Source organism: Inquilinus ginsengisoli (assembly GCF_050434925.1).
Classification (GTDB): Bacteria; Pseudomonadota; Alphaproteobacteria; order DSM-16000; family Inquilinaceae; genus Inquilinus; species Inquilinus ginsengisoli_B.
On the sequence record NZ_JBNDJK010000001.1, the window covers coordinates 742,042 to 759,656 of the forward strand.

At 72.4% G+C, this 17,615-nt stretch carries 20 protein-coding genes; 17 read left to right on the top strand and 3 right to left on the bottom strand.

What is annotated here, in order from left to right; all coding sequences use genetic code 11:
• Positions 1-2: 2 nt before the first annotated feature.
• Positions 3-1,799 (top strand): copper resistance CopC/CopD family protein, encoded by a 1,797-nt coding sequence (locus tag QFZ27_RS03675; RefSeq protein ID WP_429224733.1) that lies wholly within the window; start codon positions 3-5, stop codon positions 1,797-1,799.
• 154 nt (positions 1,800-1,953) lie between these two features.
• On the opposite strand, the gene QFZ27_RS03680 is transcribed toward QFZ27_RS03675, so the two are convergent.
• Positions 1,954-2,685 (bottom strand): prepilin peptidase, encoded by a 732-nt coding sequence (locus QFZ27_RS03680; RefSeq protein ID WP_429224734.1) that lies wholly within the window; start codon positions 2,683-2,685, stop codon positions 1,954-1,956.
• Between the two features lie 4 nt (positions 2,686-2,689).
• Positions 2,690-4,957, bottom strand: coding sequence for a type II secretion system secretin GspD (gspD, locus tag QFZ27_RS03685; RefSeq protein ID WP_429224735.1), 2,268 nt, complete (start codon positions 4,955-4,957; stop codon positions 2,690-2,692).
• A 272-nt stretch (positions 4,958-5,229) separates the two neighbouring features.
• On the opposite strand from gspD, the gene QFZ27_RS03690 reads away from it, so the two are divergent.
• From QFZ27_RS03690 to QFZ27_RS03755, 14 genes are all read left to right on the top strand, one after another.
• Positions 5,230-6,915: a GspE/PulE family protein gene (locus QFZ27_RS03690; RefSeq protein WP_429224736.1), complete on the top strand. Its 1,686-nt coding sequence runs from the start codon at positions 5,230-5,232 to the stop codon at positions 6,913-6,915.
• A gap of 4 nt (positions 6,916-6,919) precedes the next feature.
• A complete protein-coding gene (locus QFZ27_RS03695) occupies positions 6,920-8,137 on the top strand; it encodes a type II secretion system F family protein (RefSeq protein WP_429224737.1) in 1,218 nt (405 codons plus the stop codon).
• Positions 8,138-8,143: 6 nt separating this feature from the next.
• Entirely contained in the window at positions 8,144-8,590 is a 447-nt protein-coding gene (gene gspG, locus QFZ27_RS03700) for a type II secretion system major pseudopilin GspG (protein WP_429224738.1), read from the top strand.
• Entirely contained in the window at positions 8,565-9,056 is a 492-nt protein-coding gene (locus QFZ27_RS03705; RefSeq protein ID WP_429224739.1) for a GspH/FimT family pseudopilin, read from the top strand. Before gspG ends, QFZ27_RS03705 begins: the two co-directional genes overlap by 26 nt.
• Positions 9,046-9,456, top strand: a complete 411-nt coding sequence (locus QFZ27_RS03710) for a type IV pilus modification PilV family protein (protein WP_429224740.1) — start codon at positions 9,046-9,048, stop codon at positions 9,454-9,456. The genes QFZ27_RS03705 and QFZ27_RS03710 overlap by 11 nt, the downstream gene beginning before the upstream one ends.
• Positions 9,453-10,328 (top strand): prepilin-type N-terminal cleavage/methylation domain-containing protein, encoded by an 876-nt coding sequence (locus QFZ27_RS03715; RefSeq protein ID WP_429224741.1) that lies wholly within the window; start codon positions 9,453-9,455, stop codon positions 10,326-10,328. Before QFZ27_RS03710 ends, QFZ27_RS03715 begins: the two co-directional genes overlap by 4 nt.
• Complete coding sequence (locus QFZ27_RS03720) at positions 10,312-11,304, top strand: type II secretion system minor pseudopilin (RefSeq protein ID WP_429224742.1); 993 nt, start codon at positions 10,312-10,314, stop codon at positions 11,302-11,304. The genes QFZ27_RS03715 and QFZ27_RS03720 overlap by 17 nt, the downstream gene beginning before the upstream one ends.
• Positions 11,301-12,362 (top strand): PilN domain-containing protein, encoded by a 1,062-nt coding sequence (locus tag QFZ27_RS03725; protein WP_429224743.1) that lies wholly within the window; start codon positions 11,301-11,303, stop codon positions 12,360-12,362. Before QFZ27_RS03720 ends, QFZ27_RS03725 begins: the two co-directional genes overlap by 4 nt.
• The gene (gene gspM, locus QFZ27_RS03730; protein ID WP_429224744.1) at positions 12,359-12,928 is read left to right on the top strand and encodes a type II secretion system protein GspM; all 570 of its coding nucleotides are present in this window, start codon (positions 12,359-12,361) and stop codon (positions 12,926-12,928) included. The genes QFZ27_RS03725 and gspM overlap by 4 nt, the downstream gene beginning before the upstream one ends.
• 1 nt (position 12,929) lies before the next feature.
• Positions 12,930-13,439, top strand: coding sequence for a hypothetical protein (locus QFZ27_RS03735; RefSeq protein ID WP_429224745.1), 510 nt, complete (start codon positions 12,930-12,932; stop codon positions 13,437-13,439).
• A complete protein-coding gene (locus QFZ27_RS03740; protein ID WP_429224746.1) occupies positions 13,439-14,083 on the top strand; it encodes a cell wall hydrolase in 645 nt (214 codons plus the stop codon). Before QFZ27_RS03735 ends, QFZ27_RS03740 begins: the two co-directional genes overlap by 1 nt.
• Before the next feature lie 104 nt (positions 14,084-14,187).
• Complete coding sequence (locus QFZ27_RS03745; RefSeq protein WP_429224747.1) at positions 14,188-14,583, top strand: rhodanese-like domain-containing protein; 396 nt, start codon at positions 14,188-14,190, stop codon at positions 14,581-14,583.
• Between the two features lie 82 nt (positions 14,584-14,665).
• On the top strand, positions 14,666-15,316 hold the full coding sequence (gene upp / locus QFZ27_RS03750; RefSeq protein WP_429224748.1) for a uracil phosphoribosyltransferase: 651 nt from the start codon (positions 14,666-14,668) through the stop codon (positions 15,314-15,316).
• Positions 15,317-15,321: 5 nt separating this feature from the next.
• A complete protein-coding gene (locus QFZ27_RS03755) occupies positions 15,322-15,567 on the top strand; it encodes a DUF4170 domain-containing protein (RefSeq protein ID WP_429224749.1) in 246 nt (81 codons plus the stop codon).
• A 23-nt stretch (positions 15,568-15,590) separates the two neighbouring features.
• On the opposite strand, the gene QFZ27_RS03760 is transcribed toward QFZ27_RS03755, so the two are convergent.
• Positions 15,591-16,043, bottom strand: a complete 453-nt coding sequence (locus QFZ27_RS03760; protein WP_429224750.1) for a MarR family winged helix-turn-helix transcriptional regulator — start codon at positions 16,041-16,043, stop codon at positions 15,591-15,593.
• A gap of 187 nt (positions 16,044-16,230) precedes the next feature.
• On the opposite strand from QFZ27_RS03760, the gene QFZ27_RS03765 reads away from it, so the two are divergent.
• Together QFZ27_RS03765 and QFZ27_RS03770 are read left to right on the top strand one after the other, a co-directional pair.
• On the top strand, positions 16,231-16,653 hold the full coding sequence (locus tag QFZ27_RS03765; protein ID WP_429224751.1) for an organic hydroperoxide resistance protein: 423 nt from the start codon (positions 16,231-16,233) through the stop codon (positions 16,651-16,653).
• Between the two features lie 62 nt (positions 16,654-16,715).
• Positions 16,716-17,486: an alpha/beta fold hydrolase gene (locus tag QFZ27_RS03770; RefSeq protein WP_429224752.1), complete on the top strand. Its 771-nt coding sequence runs from the start codon at positions 16,716-16,718 to the stop codon at positions 17,484-17,486.
• The last annotated feature ends 129 nt before the right edge of the window (positions 17,487-17,615 follow it).

Consider the following 17,615-nt stretch of genomic DNA (forward strand, 5'->3'; position numbering starts at 1 on the left):
ACGTGCGGCCTCCGCAGAGACCGGATCTCGTTCGAACACTGCGTTGCCCCTCCTCTTCGGGCTTGACCCGGGGATCGCGGGAGACGTTTTCAAAACGAGATGCTTCAGGACCGGCCATACCTTCCATCCTCCCCCTCCCCTTGCGGGAGGGGGAGGATCAAAAGGCAGCAGCGCTATTCCGAGACCGTCCCGCCCCGCGGGAGAGGCAATGGGAGTGCTATGTCGCCGGCCTGATTCTACTGCTCACCCTCCTCCTCGCCCCGCAGGCGGCGCTGGCGCACGCCTCGCTGATCCAGGCCGAGCCGGCGGAGAATGCGGTGCTGGGAACGGCACCCGGCAGCTTCCGCCTGAGCTTTAACGAGCCGGTATCGCCCCTGGTGCTGCGGCTGATCCGGCCCGACGGCAGCGCCGTGACGCTGACCGATGCCCGGCTGGAGGACGCGACCCTGGTGATCGCGGCGCCGCCCGGCCTCGGCTCCGGCACCCATGTGCTGAGCTGGCGCGTGGTGTCGGAGGACGGGCACCCGGTCGGCGGGTCGGTGGTGTTCTCGATCGGGGCGCCCGGCGCCGGACCACCGCCCCAGGCGGCCGACACGGCGGACCGGCCGGTGCAGGCCGCGATCTGGCTGGTCCGGATCGCCCTCTACGCCGCGCTGTTTCTCGGCGTCGGCGCCGCCGCCTTCCGCGCCTGGATCGCGCCCCTGCCGCGCGGCGCCGCCCAAACGGCGGCCGTGCTGATGCTGCTGGGCTTGGCGGCAGCGCCCGTCTCGGTCGGGCTGCAGGGGCTGGATGCGCTGGACCTGTCGTTGGCGGGCCTCGGCCAGCCCATCGCCTGGGCCACCGGCTGCGGCACCAGCTACGGCGTCACTGCCGCCTTGGCGGCCCTGGCCATGGCGCTCGGCCTCGCAGCGCTGGCGGTACGGCGCGGCCGGATCTCGGCGGCGCTCGCCCTGCTGGCCCTGGTCGCGACCGGGACGGCACTGGCGGCAAGCGGCCATGCCAGCGCCGCCGCGCCGCAGCTGCTGACCCGGTCGGCGGTCTTCCTGCATGCCATCGGCATCGCCGTCTGGGCCGGGGCGCTGCTGCCGCTGGGGCTGCATCTGCGCGCCGGCGGGCCGGAGGCCGCGGCGGCGCTGCGCCGCTTTTCGACCCTGATCCCCGTTGCCGTCCTGCCGTTGGCGGCGGCCGGCATCCTGCTGGCCGTGGTCCAGCTTGGCCATGTCTCGGCGCTGTGGACCACGGCCTATGGCTGCGTCTTCCTGGTCAAACTGGCGCTGCTGCTGGCGCTGTTCGGCCTGGCGGCGCTGAACCGCTGGCGCCTCACCGCCCCGGCCGAAGCCGGCGACGGCCGGGCCGTGCGGCGGCTGGCCCGCTCGGTTGCGATCGAAACGGCGCTGGTGCTGGCGATCTTCGCCGCGGCCGCGACCTGGCGCTTCACCCCGCCGCCGCGCGCCTTGGCGGAGGCCGAGTCCCGGCCGGCCGCGATCCACATCCACACCGCGCCGGCGATGGCCGACCTGACCGTCACCCCCGGCCGGGCAGGTCCCGTCACGGCATCGATCGTAGTGATGACCGGCGATTTCGGGGCGCTGGACGCGAAGGAGGTGACGCTGGTGCTGTCCAACCCGGCCGCCGGAATCGAGCCGATCCGGCGCAAGGCGACCAGGGCCGGCGACGGCAGCTGGCGGGTCGACGGGCTGGTCATCCCGGTGCCGGGCCGCTGGACCGCGCGGATCGACGTGCTGATCTCGGATTTCCAGATCGCCAAGCTGGAGGATGTGATCGACATAAGGCCTTGATGGCTCCTGGACTGGCACGAAAATATTGAGCCGTCATGGCGAGCCCCGAAGGGGGTGGCCATCCAGGGCAGCTCACACCCACTGGATGGCCACGTCGCTGCGCTCCTCGCCATGACCAGGGGGGGCGAAGAACCGATCTCAAAGCCCACTGGTATCAGACAGGCCCGACCAGCCGCATCGCCCAGATGCCGAGGGCGAGCCAGGGGCCGAAGGCGATGGCCGTGTGCCGCGACAGCTGCCCCCGGGCCGAGGCCAGGATGACCACCAGCGCCGCCCCGGCGCCGACCAGAACCACCCAAGGCAGAGCCTGCCAGCCGAGCCAGGCGCCGCCGGCCGCCAGCAGCTTGGCGTCGCCGAGGCCGAGCCCGTCGCGGCCGCGCAGCCGGCGATAAGCGACGGCGAGGCCGGCGAAGAGGAGATAGCCGACGGCGGCACCGATCGCCCGGTCCGCCGGCGGGACGCCCGGCTCGAACAGGGCCACCAACAGCCCGGCCAGGATCAGCGGCAGGGTCAGCATGTCCGGCAACAGCCCGGTGCGACGGTCGATGGCGCCGAGCAGCAGCAGCCCCCAGCCGAGCAGGCAGGTGCCGGGCATCAGGGCGGCATCGTCGGCCAGCGCCAAAAGCGCGATGCCGATCGCCGCCACCTCGATCACCGGATGGGACGGATCGATGACGCCGCCGCAGCTGCGGCAGCGGCCGCGCAGGCCGACCCAGCTGAGCACCGGCACCAGGTCGCACAGTGCCAGCGGCTGCCGGCAATGGTCGCAGCGCGAGCGGCCGACCAGCAGGCCGCGGACATCGTCCGGCAGGCGATGCGCCGCGGCGGCGAGGAAGCTGCCGACGATCGGCGAGACGGCGAGCAGCCCGATCTGGACCGGGGTCACGCCGCTATGGTCGCAGCGGACGCGGCTGCCCGCCGGCGGTGCGCGGCCGCAGCGCCTGCATTCGCGAGCGCAGCTCCTCCGCGATCGCCTGGGCGTCGGCGGCGTTGCGGATCACCCGCGGGGTGATGAACACGACCAGCTCGGTCCGGTCGCGACTGCTGCTGGTCGAGGAGAACAGGTTGCCGAGCAGCGGGATGTCCTGCAGCACCGGCACGCCGCCGCGCCCGTTCTGCTGGTTCTCCTGGATCAGCCCGCCCAGCACCACGGTCTGGCCGTTGGCGACCGATACGATCGAGCCGATGCGGCGGGTCGAGATCGTCGGCGCCAGCGCGTCGGCCTCGGACGAGGCGGCGTTCTCGACGATGCTCGAGACCTCCTGCTGCACGTCCATGCTGACGTCGCTGTTGGAGTTGATCCGCGGCGTCACCTTCAGGATCACGCCGGTGTCCTTGTACTCGATGTTGCTGATCACCGGCGAATTGGCGTCGTCGGTCGACTGGCTCTGCTGCGTCCGCACCGGCACCTGGTTGCCGACCTGCAGCCGCGCGGTCTGGTTGTTCAGCACCGACAGGGTCGGGGCCGAGACCACCTTGACGTTGGTGATCGAGGACAGCGCGTTGAGGACGACCCGCGAACCGGCGCCGGAGATCACCACGTTCAGGCCGCTGCCCACGGTCGGCTGCGGCGCGACCGTCTGCCCGCTCGCCGGGGTGCCGGTGGTGAAGCCGCCGGAGAAGTTGCCGGATTCGAGATAGTACTGCACGCCGTATTGCAGCCGGTCGTTCAGCGTCACCTCGGCGATCGTCGCCTCGATCACCACCTGCAGCGGGCTGGCGTCGATCGCCCGCAGCGCCGATTCGATCAGCCGGAACGCCGCCGGCCGGGCGCGGATCAGCAGCGCGTTCTTGTCCCGGTCCGGCACCACCCGCACCTCGCCCAGTTTGTCGAGCTTGAACACCGCCGCCTTGCCGGCCTGGGCGCCGGCCAGTCCGAGGATCGAGGCATCGCCCTCCTTCTGCTGGGCGTTGAAATCGATCGGCGCGAATTGCGACGTGGTGCCGGTGCCCGGCTGCCCGGAGGCGGGCTGGTTGGCGTTGCCCGTGGTGCCGCCGGCGTTGTCCTGGTCGTTGCTGCTGCTGGTGTTGAGGCCGAGGCCGCGGGCGACGTCCGAGCCGAGCTCGTCATCGAAGGGCGAGGCCCCGCTCTCGTCGACCTTGCCGAAGGCTTGGCCCAGCACCCGCGCCATGTTCGCTGCGGTGCCGTTCTGCACCATGTAGACGTAGACCCGCTCCTCGTCGGAATCGCCCTGGTCCAGCCGCTTGATCCAGCGCCCGGCCTCGTTGAGCTTGTCGACGCGGGAGGACACCACCAGCACGGCGTTCAGCCGCTCCACCGGCATGAAGTTGATCAGCCCCTTCAGCGGGCCGCGGTCGGGTGCGCCGCCGAATACGGCGCTGAGCTCCTTGATCACCGCCTCGGGCTGCGCCTGCTGCAGCGGGAAGATCCCCGACGACATGCCGCGCAGCCAGTCGACATCGAAGGACTGGACCGTGGCGCCCAGCGCCGCCCGGTCGGCGCTGGTGCCCGAGATCAGCACCAGGTTGCGGGTCGGGTCGACCCGCACCAACTCCGGATTGGTCGCCGGTGCGATCAGCGGGCCGATGGTCTCGGCCGAGACGTTGCGCAGCGGGATGATGGTGATGCCGTAGCCGGCCGGCAGCGGCTTCGGGTCGCTGCCGAGCTGCAGCACGGTGGGGCCGGACACCGCCTCGCCCAGCGGCACGATGCGGTAGCCGGCCCGGGCGTCCTGCACCAGCGCCGCGCCGGTGGCGCGCAGCACCGTCTCCAGCATCGCCACCAGGTCGTCGGGCTTGATCGGCCCCTGGGTCGACAGCGTCACCGTGCCGGTGACCCTGGGATCGATGGTGTAGGGCTGATGCAGCAGGTCGCCCAGCACCGCCTGCACCACCTGGGCCAGGTCGGCGTTGTTGAAGTTGACCTGGTAGCCTCCGGGCTGCGCCTGGATCGGCGCGCCCATCGCCGCCGGATCGCCCGGCACCGCGTCGATGCCGGGATAGACCTGGGCCTGGCGCACCGGCTGGGTGCGGCCGGTCGAGGAGACGACATTGGAGCGCGAGCGATTGTCGCCGGGCGCGGCCAGGGACCGGTTGGCCAGGTCGTCGAACATCGAGGGCGCCTGGTCCGGCTTCTGCTGCCCGCACGAGATCAGCGCGAGCAGCAGCGGAACCCCAAGGATTCTGAAGGAAGACACCCTGCGACCCACTGAAGACACCCCCGCTGCAACGCCGAGCCATAACCGACCGGCCCCCGCACCACAAGTGACAAGCGCTGCCGGCTTCGATTCGAGCGGAATTGTTGCATTCATGTTAAGTTTTATTGAAATCAGCTGAGCAACCTATTGATAAGACAAAAACATTTCGTTTGACCGCTGTCCCGGCGCGGTCGAGATTGCCGCGCGCCCGTCGCCCGGCGATGATGGGATGCGCGGCGGGTCGCGTTGGGGACCGGCACCGGAAGGGCAATGTGAGACCGCTCCTGGATATTCTCGTCGAGCTCGGGAAGCTGGGCCCCGAGGACCGGGCGCGTGTGTCGCGCCTGCAGGAGAATTCGAGCGACGGCGTGCCGGCGCTGCTGTCCAAGCTGGGGCTGGTGTCCGGCCGCGACCAGGCGCTGGCCCTGTCGCTGCAGCACGGCGTGCCGCTGGTCGGCCGCGACGCCTTCCCGCCGGCGCCGCTGTTCGACGGCAGGCTGTCGCCCCGGTTCCTGCGCGAGAGCCGGGTGCTGCCGCTGGCCGAGGCCGAGGACGGCGTGGTCCTGGCCATGGCCGATCCGGGCGACGCCTATGCCCGGCAGGCGGTGGAGCTGGCGACGCGCCGGCCGGTCCGGCCCTGCGTCGCCGCCACCGAGGACCTGGACGACGCCTTCGCCCGCTATTTCGACAGCGGCCGGTCCGCAGTCGAGCGCATCGTCGACGACATCGGGGCCGAGAGCGAGGAGGCGGCCGGCGACCCGGATGTGCAGCATCTGCGCGACCTGGCGCAGGAGGCGCCGGTCATCCGCCTGGTCAACCAGATCTTCAGCGACGCGATCCGGATGCACGCCTCGGACATCCATGTCGAGTGCTACCGCGACGAGGTGAAGGTCCGCTACCGAATCCACGGCCTGCTGCGCGAGATGAAGGCGCCGCCGGTGCGGCTGGCCCCGGCCCTGATCAGCCGGATCAAGATCCTGTCCAAGCTGGACATCGCCGAGCGCCGGCTGCCGCAGGACGGGCGGGCCCGCTTCACGGTCGGCGGCCGCAGCATGGACATGCGCGTCGCCACCGTGCCGACCCTGCATGGCGAGAACGTCGTCATCCGCCTGCTGGACACCGCGGGGATGGACATCGAGCTGTCCGCGATCGGCTTCGCGCCGGAGGTCGAGGCGCTGCTGATGAAGCAGCTGGCCCGGCCGCACGGCATCCTGCTGGTCACCGGCCCGACCGGCAGCGGCAAGACCACGACCCTGTACGGCGCGCTGCGGATCCTCAACCAGCCGAGCCGGAAGATCCTGACCGTCGAGGACCCGGTCGAATACCAGATCAAGGGCGTCAACCAGATCAACGTCCGCCCCCAGATCGGCCTCGACTTCGCCCGGGTGCTGCGGTCCTGCATGCGCCATGACCCGGACGTGATCATGGTCGGCGAGATCCGCGACGGCGAGACCGCGAACATCGCCGTGCATGCCGCGCTGACCGGACACCTGGTGCTGTCGACGCTGCACACCAACAGCGCCACCGGGTCGATCAACCGGCTGCTCGACATGCATGTCGACGGCTATCTCCTGACCTCGACCATCGCCGGCGTGATCGGCCAGCGCTTGGTGCGGCGGCTGTGCCCGGAATGCCGGCGGCCCGTCGATACTCCGGCAGGGCTGGTGGAGCGCGCCGCCGCCGTCCGGCCGCTGGCCGCGGGGACGCCGCAGCTGTACGAGGCAGTCGGCTGCAGCGCCTGCGACGACCTCGGCTACACCAGCCGGATCGGCATCTTCGAGTATTTCGTCCCGGACGACGAGATCCGGGACCTGCTGCGCGACCGCATCTCCACCGCCGCCCTGACCCAGGCGGCGCGCAGGGCCGGCATGGTCACGATGTATGAGGACGGGCTGCACAAATGCCTGGCCGGACTGACCACGCTGGACGAGGTCCATCGCGTCACCGAGGAGTGGTGAGGCGATGCCGGTCTTCGCATACAAGGCGATCGACGGCAGCGGCGCGGTGGTCGAGGGCCGGGCCGAGGCGGCGGACGAGGCCAGCCTGACGGCGAGGCTGGAGGCCGCGGGCATCCTGCCGCTGAGCATGGCTCCGGTGCGGGCCCAGGCCGGCCGCAGCAGCGCCGCGGCCGGCGGCCTGGGACGCCGCCGCGGACCGAAGCCCGGCGACATCACGACGATGACGCGCGAGCTGGCCATCCTGGTGGCCGCGGGCCAGCCGCTGGAGCAGGCGCTGGTGACGCTGGCGCACGGTACCGGCCCGATCGCCGCCCTGTCCGGCCAGGTGCTGGCGCGAGTGCGGGCCGGCACCAGCTTGAGCACGGCGCTGGAGGAGCAGGGGCCGGTGTTCCCGCGGCTCTACGTCAACATGGTCCGCGCCGGCGAGAGCTCCGGCACGCTCGACGTGGTGCTGGAGCGGCTGGCCGAGCTGCGCGAGCGCGGCGAGAAGACCCGCGAGATGGTGGTCACGGCCATGCTGTACCCGGCCATCCTGGTCGTGGTCTCGCTGGCCTCGGTGTTCCTGCTGCTCACCTTCGTGGTGCCGCAGTTCGAGACCATCTTCAAGGATGCCGGGGCGGCGCTGCCGACGCCGACCGCCATTGTCATCGCCATCGGCCGCTTCTGCCAGGACTATGGCTGGATGGTCGGAATCGGCATCGTCGCCGCGGTGATCGCCGTGCGCCGCGTCCTGGCCCTGCCCGGGCCGCGCCTGGTCTGGGACCGCGCCATGCTGCGCCTGCCGCTGATCGGCCCGCTGGTGCGCACCCTGGCGACCGCCCGCTTCTGCCGCACCCTGGCGACCCTGGTCGGCAATGGCGTCGACCTGCCTTCGGCCATCGCCCTGTCGCGCGACGTGGTCTCGAACACCGCGGTCAGCGCGGCGATGGAGACCGTCATCACCGGCGTGCGGCAAGGGCGGGGGCTGGCCGACCCGCTGGCCGAGATCGGCATCTTCCCCCCGCTCGCCGTGCAGATGCTGCGGGTCGGCGAGGAGACGGGGCGGATCGACATGACCTCGGCGCATGTCGCCGACGCCTATGAGCGCAAGCTGGAGGCCGCGATCAAGCGGCTGGTCACGCTGGTCGAGCCGGCCCTGATCATCGTCCTCGGCCTGGCGGTGGGCGGCATCGTCATGTCCATCCTGCTGGCCGTCATCAGCATCAACGACCTCGCTTTCTGAGAGACCATGCCCGAGACTCCGAACCACACGCCCGCTATCCGCCGCAGCCGCCAGGCCGGCTTCACCCTGATCGAGCTGCTGGTCGTGCTCGTCATCCTCGGCCTGCTGGCCGGGCTGGTGGGGCCGCGGATCCTGTCCTATCTCGGCGGCGCCCGAGCGGATTCGGCGCGGCTGCAGATCGAGAACTTCAAATCCGCCCTCGATCTCTACGCCATCGATGTCGGCGGTTATCCGACCACCGCCCAGGGGCTGAAGGCGCTGATGGCCAACCCCGGCGGAGTGCGCGGCTGGAATGGCCCCTATCTGCGCAGCAATGCGCTGCCGGACGATCCGTGGGGCAGCGCCTACAACTACCGGGCGCCGGGGCAGCACGGCGCCTTCGACCTGTACTCCCTGGGCGCCGACCGGAAGGAGGGCGGCAGCGGCGATGACGCCGACATCACCAGCTGGTGATCGCGCCCACGGTCAGGGCAGCCGCGGCTTCACCCTGCTGGAGCTGCTGGTGGTCCTGGTCATCCTCGGCGTCGTGGCGGCGCTGGTGCCGCCGATGCTGGCACGCGGCTCGGCCCAGGCCCAGCTGAAGCGCACCGTGGCGACGCTGGCGTCGGAGCTGCGGCAGGCGCGCAGCGACGCCATCCTGCGCGACGGCCCCCAGGGCGTGGTGATCGACCCGGTGGGCCGCAGCTTCGGCCCGGTCGCGGCGCCGCTGCGCCACCGCATCGCCGACGGCATCGCGGTCGACGTCACCAGCGCCGGGATCGCCGCCGACCGCGACGGCCGGCCGGGCATCCGCTTCCTGCCGGACGGAAGGTCGACCGGCGGCACCATCCGCCTGGCCGGCCAGGGCCGCGCCTACCGGGTCGAGGTCAACTGGCTGACCGGCCGGGTGCGGATCGCGGAGGCCGGTGATGGAGCATAGACGGGGGGCGCGTGAGCGCGGTTTCACCCTGATCGAGGTGGTGGTCGCCCTGACCATCCTGGGGCTGATTCTGACCGTGATCTTCCGGATCTTCGGCACCGGGCTGACCGGCTTGGCCCGCGCCGACGGGCTGCAACGCGCCGCCATCGTCGCCGAGGGGCTGGCGGCGCAGCTGGACACGCTGCCGACGCCGCTGCGGACGGGCGGCACCCTGTCCGGCGAGACCGATGACGGCTATCGCTGGCGGATCGTCGCCGACGGCTGGGACCAGGCGCCGCGCCAGACGGTGACCGTGGGCGGCCGCCAAGCCCGGCTGGCCCGGCTGCGCATAGCCGTCGAGGCGGCCGCTTCTGGCCCGCGCTTCGAAATGACCACCCTGGCGCTGGTGGCGGTGCAATGAGCGCCCGTGACCAGCGCGGCTTCACCCTGCTCGAGACCATCATCGCCATGGTGGTGCTGGCGCTGATCATGGTGCTGCTGACCGGCGGCCTGCGCTTCGTCACCGCCGGCTGGGACCGCGGCGCCCGGGCGGCCGAGGCGTCGGAGACCATCGCTTTGGTGCAGTCGACGCTGCGGCGCGAGGCGGCGGCGGCCCGGCGCCTGACCTGGCAGGCCCAGCCCGGCGGCAAGCCGACCGCCACCTTCCGCGGCGAGACCGACCGGGTCGGGCTGGTGGTGGCCGATCCGGGCTTTCCGAGCGAACCCGGCTTGGCCATCGCCTTCTTCTATGTCGACGTGCAGCCCGGCCAGTCGACCCTGCGCTATTCCCGTGCCCGCTTCGACCCGCGGCTCGGCAGCATCGCCGAGGCCAAGCCGACCGACGACCTGGTCCTGAGTCGGGGGCCTGTCCGGTACAGCTTCGATTATTTCGGCACGGTGCCCGGCGAGCAGCGGCCGCGCTGGATCTCGCCCTGGCCGGACCTCGAGGTGCCGCCGCGGCTGATCCGCCTGCGCAGCCGCGACGCCGAGGGGCTGGCGGTGTGGCCCGACATCGTGGTGCCTCTGCCGGTCGACCTCGAGGCCGCCTGCGTCCGCACCGTCACGGCGACGGCCGGTCCGGACACGCAGCAGCCGGGCGCGCCGGCGGGACAGAATGCGCCATCGGGGCCGCAGGCCGGCCAGCCGCCGCGGCGGCAGCAGCCCCCGCCGCAGCCGCAGGAGGGTGCCCAGGCCACGGCGGAGCCCTCCGGCGACGCCCCCGCCGCCCCGCCCGCCGCGGGCGCGGACGGCTTCTGCAGCCTGTCGGTGCAGCGCGATGCCAAGGCCGGCTGACCCCCGCCCCGCCGCGCCTCGCGGCCCGCGCCACGGCGAGCGCGGCATTGCCCTGGTGATCGTGCTGTGGACGCTGGTGATGCTGGCGATGCTGACCATCGGCTTCAGCCTGAGCAGCCGGACCGAAGCCCGGGTCGCTGCCAACGGCGCCGAGGAGATCCGCCTGCGGGCGCTGCTGCGCGGCGGCGTCGAGCTGGCGGTGCTGGGCCTGGGCACCGCCGACGATGACCGCGGCTGGCGCGCCGACGGCACCCCCTACCCCGCCGAGCTCGGCGACGACCGCATCGTCGTGCGCATCCGCGACGAGGCCGGCCGGGTCGACCTGAACCGGGCCGATGAGGAGACGCTGCAGCGACTGATCGCGGTGGTGCTGGGCACGCCGGAACAAGCGCCGCGCCTGGCGGCAGCGATCCTGCGCCGGCGCGGCGGCGACCAGGAGCGCCAGCCGCCCGGCGCGAACCAGGCCGGCCAGCCCGTGAGCCGGCCCGAGCCCACCCGCCCCGCCCCGGCGCCGGACCCGGACGACCCGGCCGCGCTGGCGCGCCCGTTCCAGTCGGCCGAGGAGCTGCGCATGGTGCCCGGCATCAGCCGGACCCTGGCCGACGCCTTGATGCCGCTGGTCACCGTCCTGTCGCCGGCCGCCGAGATCGATCCCTTCGCCGCCGACCCGCTGGTGCTGCAGGCCCTGCCCGGCGTCACCCGCGCCCAGGCCGAGGCGGTGGTGCGGGCCCGGCAGCAGCGGCCGGCGCCGACACCGGAACGGCTGGCCACGCTGCTGCCGCAGGATGTCGGCCAGCGGCTGCGCACCGGGGCAGGCCCGGTCTACGGCGTCAGCGTCGAGGCCGCGACTGCCCGCGGCGCCCGCGGACGGGTCGAAGCGGTGATCTGGGTCGCCGCCGACGGCGAGAGCTTCTATCGTATCCTGGACTGGCGGGAGGCCGGCTTCGGCCGGCATGTGGGGGAGGACCCGGCATGATCGCCGGCATGGGCCGCCGAGCGGCGGTGTTTCTGCGCTGGTGGGGGCGCGAGCTGGCCGGGCTGGTGCCCGACCGCTGGCTGTTCCGCCCGATCCTGCGCCGGCGCCGGCTGATCCTGCTGTGGCGCGAGGACGGCGCCCGGCTGATCGAGGCCCGCGGCCGCCGCGTGCTGCGCGACGTGCCGCTGGGCCAAGTCCCGGCCGGCGGCCCGCAGCGGCGCGGCGCCGAGGTGGTGCTGCGCTTCCCGGCCGAGGCCGGGCTGCGCCGCCGCATCATGCTGCCGCGCGAGGCCGAGGCGGCGCTGGGCCGGGTGCTGCGCTTCGAGATCGACCGGCTGACCCCCTGGCCGCCCGGCACCGCCGCCTTCGCCGCCCGCCAGCTGCCCCCGACCGGCAACGCCGCCACCATCGCGGTCGAGCTGACGGCGATGCCGCGAGAACAGGTGGATATCGCGGTCCAGACCGCCCGCGCTGCCGGCTGGGCCCCGGACGTGGTCGATCTGGCCGGCGAGGACCCGCTGGCGCCGCCGGGGCCGGACCTGCGTCATGACATCGATGCCGAGCGCCGCCGGGTGCTGCGGCGGCTGGCCTGGCTCGGCGGGCTCGGCCTCGGCGCCCCGGCCGCGATCGCGGCGGCCTGGCTGGCCTGGACCGTCGCGGCGCATTGGGCCGTGGTCTCGGATCTGCGCGCACAGGTGGCCACCGCCCGGGCCGCGACCGCGCCGGCCAGCGCTTTGCAGGCCGAGATCCGGGCGCTGGAGGAGGCCGGCTCCTATCTCGGCGCCCAGCGCCGCGCCACGCCCTACGTCTCGACCCTGATCGAGACGGTCAGCCGGACCCTGCCCGACGGCGCCTGGCTGACCGAGCTGTCGCTGGACCAGGGCACCCTGCGGCTGGGCGGCTTCGCCGATGATGCCGCCAGCCTGATCCCGGTGCTGTCGGCGCTGCCGCAGTTCCAGTCCGTCGCCTTCGCGGCGCCGAGCGTGCGCGACCCGCAGCGCGGCCAGGACCGCTTCGCCGTCAGCGCCACGCTGGTTCCGGGGGCGGAGCAGCCATGAATATCGATCTCAGCCCCGCGGCCCGCCGCCTGATCGCCATCGGCCTGCTGCTGCTGGTTCTGGCCGGGCTCGGCCTCGGCTTCGCCGCCGGGGCGGTCGCCATCCGCGACGCCGACGATACTGCAGTCGGGCTGCGGCAGGAGCTGGCGCTGCTGGCCCGGCTGGCGCTGACCCGCGACCGGCTGGAGGAGCGCAAGGCCGCCCTGGTCACGGCGGCGGGCGGCGAGACCCCAGCGCTGCAGGGCGCCAGCCCGGCGATCGCCGGCGCCTCGCTACAGCAGCTGGTCTCCGGCGTCGTCGCGGCCCAGGGCGGCCGGATCGACAGCATGACCGTGCTGCCGGCGGTGGCGGATCCCGGCGGCTACAGCCGGGTCGGGCTGCGCGCCAGCTTCGGCGCCCGGATCGAGGCGCTGCGCAACATCCTGCAGGCCTTCGAGGCCGGGGCGCCGCCGCTGTTCATCCCCGCCTTCACCATCCGCACCGAATCGACCGAGGGCGAGGAGGATCCGGAGCTGACGGTCTCAGTCGATGTCTATGGCGTGATGCGCCGGCCGGAGGGCAGCTGACATGGCGTGGCATCCCCTGACCCGGCTCCTGGTCGTGCTCGGTCCCCTCGCGATCGGCGTGTCTTATCTGCTGGAGCCGGAGGACCCGGCCGCGGTGCCGGCCGTCGTGCGCTCCGGCAACGCCCAGGCGGCGCTGCCGCCGGCGGCGCCGGCCGCCGAGCCGCCTCCCCTGCTGGCGCCGGAGCTGTCGGACCTGACGGAGACGGTGGAGCGGCCGCTGTTCAACCCGAGCCGCCGCGGCCCGCAGCCCCCACCGCCGGAAGCCGAGGCGCCGCCACCTCCGCCGCCGACGGCCGAGCCGCCGCCCGCGGTGACGGTGCAGGGCGTGATCCTGGCCGGCGACCAGGGCATGGCGCTGCTGCGCCGCGACGACACCGGCGAGATCATGACCGCCCGGCCGGGCGACGATCTGTCCGGCTGGCATGTCGACCGGATCGACCCCGGATCGGTCACCCTGACCGGCCCGGACGGTTCGATCGAGCTGCCGCTGTTCCCGCCCGCGCCGCCCTGATGCGCCGGCCGGCCCGACTCACGCCGCTGCTGGCGGCGCTGCTGGTGCTGTGCCTGGCGCCGGGGCTGCGCGCCCAGGAACTGGGTGAAGGCTGGATCATGCCGCCGGACGAGACCCCCGGCAGCCTGATCCCGAGCCGCCCGGACGCGCCGGCCGCAGCCGAGCCGGCCCCCACCGTCCAGCCCTCCGTCCGCGGCCGCGCCGGCCCGGCGCAGATCCGCCGGCTGATCGTCAGCCGGCTGCGGCTGGCTGATGCGCGGCAGCGGCCGCAGGTGCTGCGCCAGGCCCGCTGCCTGGCCTATGCGGTGTATTTCGAGACTCAGGGCGAGACCCGGCTGGGCCAGCTGGCGGTGGCGCAGGTGGTGCTGAACCGGCTGCGCAGCCCGGCCTATCCCAAGACTGTCTGCCGCGTGGTCGCCGACCGCGGCCAGTTCCCCTGGACCACCGGCGACCTGACCATCCGCGACGCAGCGCGGTTCCGCATCGCCTGGTCGGTGGCGCTGCACATGATGGCCGGCATCTTCACCGACCCGACCCAGGGCGCCACCCATTTCTACGCCCCGGCGCGGGTCGGCGCCCCGGCCTGGGCCACGCCCGAGGCCTATCTCCTCACCATCGGCGGCCATCGCTTCTTCCGGCCCTGACCCGCGTGGCGGTTTGGCAAGATCTGCCCGATCCCTGTCATCCGTGCCAATGGCTTGGCCCGTCCGGCTTGGGCACAGTGCGCCCACGCCAACGGAGACCGACCATGAGCAACGCCGTCACCGCTATTCCCGCCGCCCCCGCCGCCGAGGCGCTGGCCCATTTCCGCGCCCGGCTGGCCTTCGAGACCGACTGCTCCGACGTGCATGAGGCCCTGGCCACCGGCGCCCCCGGCTTCGTGCTGGCCGAGGCGCGCGGGCCCAAGGCCTATGCCGCCGGCCATGTCCCCGGCGCCATCAACCTGCCGCACCGGACGATCACCGCCGAGCGCATGGCCGAATGGCCGCAGGACACGCTGTTCGTGGTCTATTGCGCCGGGCCGCACTGCAACGGCGCCGACCGCGCCGCGATCCGGCTGGCCGAGTTGGGCCGGCCGGTGAAGATCATGATCGGCGGCCTGACCGGCTGGCTGGACGAGGGGTTCACGCTGGAACAGGCCTGACCGCCTGGGGTGCGGGCCCGGCCCTTGGAACCGCCGGCCCCACCCTGTATGGTCGGGCCGACACTGCCGCGCCCGAGGCCCGATGAAGACGCTGCCCGAATTCCCGAACCTCTTCATCCTCGACCACCCGCTGATCCAGCACAAGCTGTCGCACATGCGCGACAAGGGGCGGTCGACCAACGGATTCCGCCGGCTGCTGCGCGAGATCTCGCTGCTGATGGGCTATGAGATCACCCGCGACCTGCCGATGACGACGGAGCGGATCGACACGCCGCTCGAGGCCATGGACGCCCCGGTGCTGCTGGGCAAGAAGGTGGCACTGGTCTCGATCCTGCGCGCCGGGCTGGGCATGACCGAAGGGCTGATCGAGCTGATCCCCTCCGCCCGCCAGGGCCATATCGGCCTGTACCGCGACCACGACACCAAGATGCCGGTCGAATACCTGGTGAAGCTGCCGGAGGCGCAGGGCCGGATCTTCATCGCGGTCGACCCGATGCTGGCCACCGGCAACTCCGCCGTCCACGCCGTCGACGTGCTGAACCGCCACGGCGTGCCGGACGAGCTGATCCGCTTCATGGCGCTGGTGGCGGTGCCGGAAGGCGTGCGCACGCTGCACGCCAAGCACCCGGACGTGCGCATCTACACCGCGGCGCTGGACCGCGGCCTCGACCACAACGCCTATATCCTCCCGGGCCTCGGCGATGCCGGGGACCGCATGTTCGGCACGAAGTGAAGCCCATGACCGACCAGCCCAAGCAGCTTCTGCACCTCGTCCTCGGCGGCGACCTCAAGGATACGCAGAGCGTCGAGTTCGCCGACCTGTCGAAGGTCGACATCGTCGGCCTGTTCCCGAGCTATGCCGAGGCCTATGCCGCGTGGCGGGCCAAGGCGGCGGCGACGGTGGACGACGCCCAGAAGCGTTATTTCGTGGTGCATCTGCACCGGCTGCTGGATCCGTCGACCGACGCCAGCCGCAAGGGCTGACCTGACGGCCGCGCCCGCCGCCGTCAGGCGGCGGCGCTGGCCTGCAACTGGTCGCGCACCACCTGCAGCGCCTGCTTCAGCGCGCCGGCGGTCTCCGCCGTCAGGCCGGAGGCGCAGCCGATGCCTTCGAACACCGTTGCCACCTCGGCCTGCAGCGCCCGGCCGGCCGGGGTCAGGTGGATGTGCACCACCCGCTCGTCGTCGCGGCTGCGGCGGCGCTCGACCAGCCCTGCGGACTCGAGTCGCTTCAGGAGCGGAGTCAGCGTGCCGGAATCGAGGAACAGCTGGTCGCCGATCGCCTTCACGGCCAGGCCGTCCCGCTCCCACAGCACCAGCATCGCCAGATACTGCGGATAGGTCAGGCCGATCCGGTCCAAGAGCGGCTTGTACACGCGGTTGAAGGCATGCGCCGTGGAGTAGACGGCAAAGCACAGCTGGTCGGACAGGCGGTACGGGGCTTCCAGGGTGTCGGGCATCGCGGGATCTCCCCGGGTGGGGGACGGTGACAGGGCAATCCGACCGGATACCCCAGGCAATTGAATTGCGCACCATTCAATTTCGCATGGCCGCCCTCTGGCGCATTGCATAGCGAGCAATTCAATTGTGCGCTATCTAGTTTCTCGCAAGCGGCACCCGCCGCTCCCTATTCAAGCGAGACCGATTATGAGCATCCTCTACCGCACCAAGGCCACCGCGACCGGCGGCCGCGACGGCCGGGCCACCAGCGAGGACGGCAAGCTGTCCGTCGCCCTGACCACGCCGAAGGAGTTGGGCGGCCAGGGCGGCGACGCCACCAACCCCGAGCAGCTGTTCGCCGCCGGCTATTCCGCCTGCTTCCTGAGCGCGCTCAAGTTCGTCGCCGGCCAGGCCAAGGTGAAGATCGCGCCGGATAGCACCGTGACCGCCGATGTCGGCGTCGGCCCGCGCGACGACGGCCAGGGCTTCGGCCTGGATGTCGGCCTGACCATCGCCCTGCCGGGCCTGGAGCGCGCCGTCGCCGAGGACCTCGTCGCCCGCGCCCATGTCGTCTGCCCCTATTCGCACGCCACAAGCGGCACCCTGAACGTCCGCCTGACCGTCGTCTGATCATCACAACCGGGGCGGCGATCCGGCCGGCCCCGCCTCCATACAGCGTCCGGAGTTTCCAGATGAGCGTTTCCGTCAAAGCGCTGGCCCTGGCGGCCGTCGCCGCCCTGTCGCTCGGCATGGCCCAGGCCGCCGAGGCGGCGCCCGCCGGCGTCAAGAACATCGTCCTGGTGCACGGCGCCTTCGCCGATGGGTCGAGCTGGGCCGGCGTGGTCGCCGCCCTGCAGGCCAAGGGCTACCACGTCACCGCGGTGCAGAACCCGCTGACCTCGCTGGCCGACGACGTCGCCGCCACCAAGGGGGTGCTGGCGCAGCAGGACGGGCCGACGCTGCTGGTCGGCCATTCCTGGGGCGGCGTGGTGATCACCCAGGTCGAGGACCCGAAGGTCGCCGGCCTGGTCTATGTCGCGGCCCTGGCGCCGGATGTCGGCGAATCTGCGGCCGATGTGTTCAAGAACAAGCCGACGGCGGTCGAGGCCGACGCCATCCAGCCGGGCCCGGACGGCTTCGCCACCATCCCGGCCGACCGCTTCCACAGCGCCTTCGCCGCCGATTCCAGCCCGGCGCAGGCGGCGGTGATGGCCGCCACCCAGGGCCCGATCGCCGTCGCGGCCTTCGGCGAGAAGGTCACCGCCGCGTCCTGGAAGACACTGCCCTCCTGGTTCCTGGTGTCGACCGCCGACCGGGTGATCAACCCCGACCTGGAGCGCTGGGAGGCCGAGCGCATCGGCGCCCATGTGGTGTCGGTGACCGGCAGCCACACCGCCTTCGTCGCCCACCCTGCGGTGGTCGCCAAGGCGCTCGAGGATGCGGCCAGCTCGCTGCACCGCTGAGAGACCGTTTGGAAATGCTACTGGCGCGGCCGTCTGATGGCGGTTTCTCCGCTTCCGGTGCTCACGGACTCAAATGTCCGCTGCGCGCCGGTTCTCGAAACCACCACCAGCCGACTCACACCAGCGCAT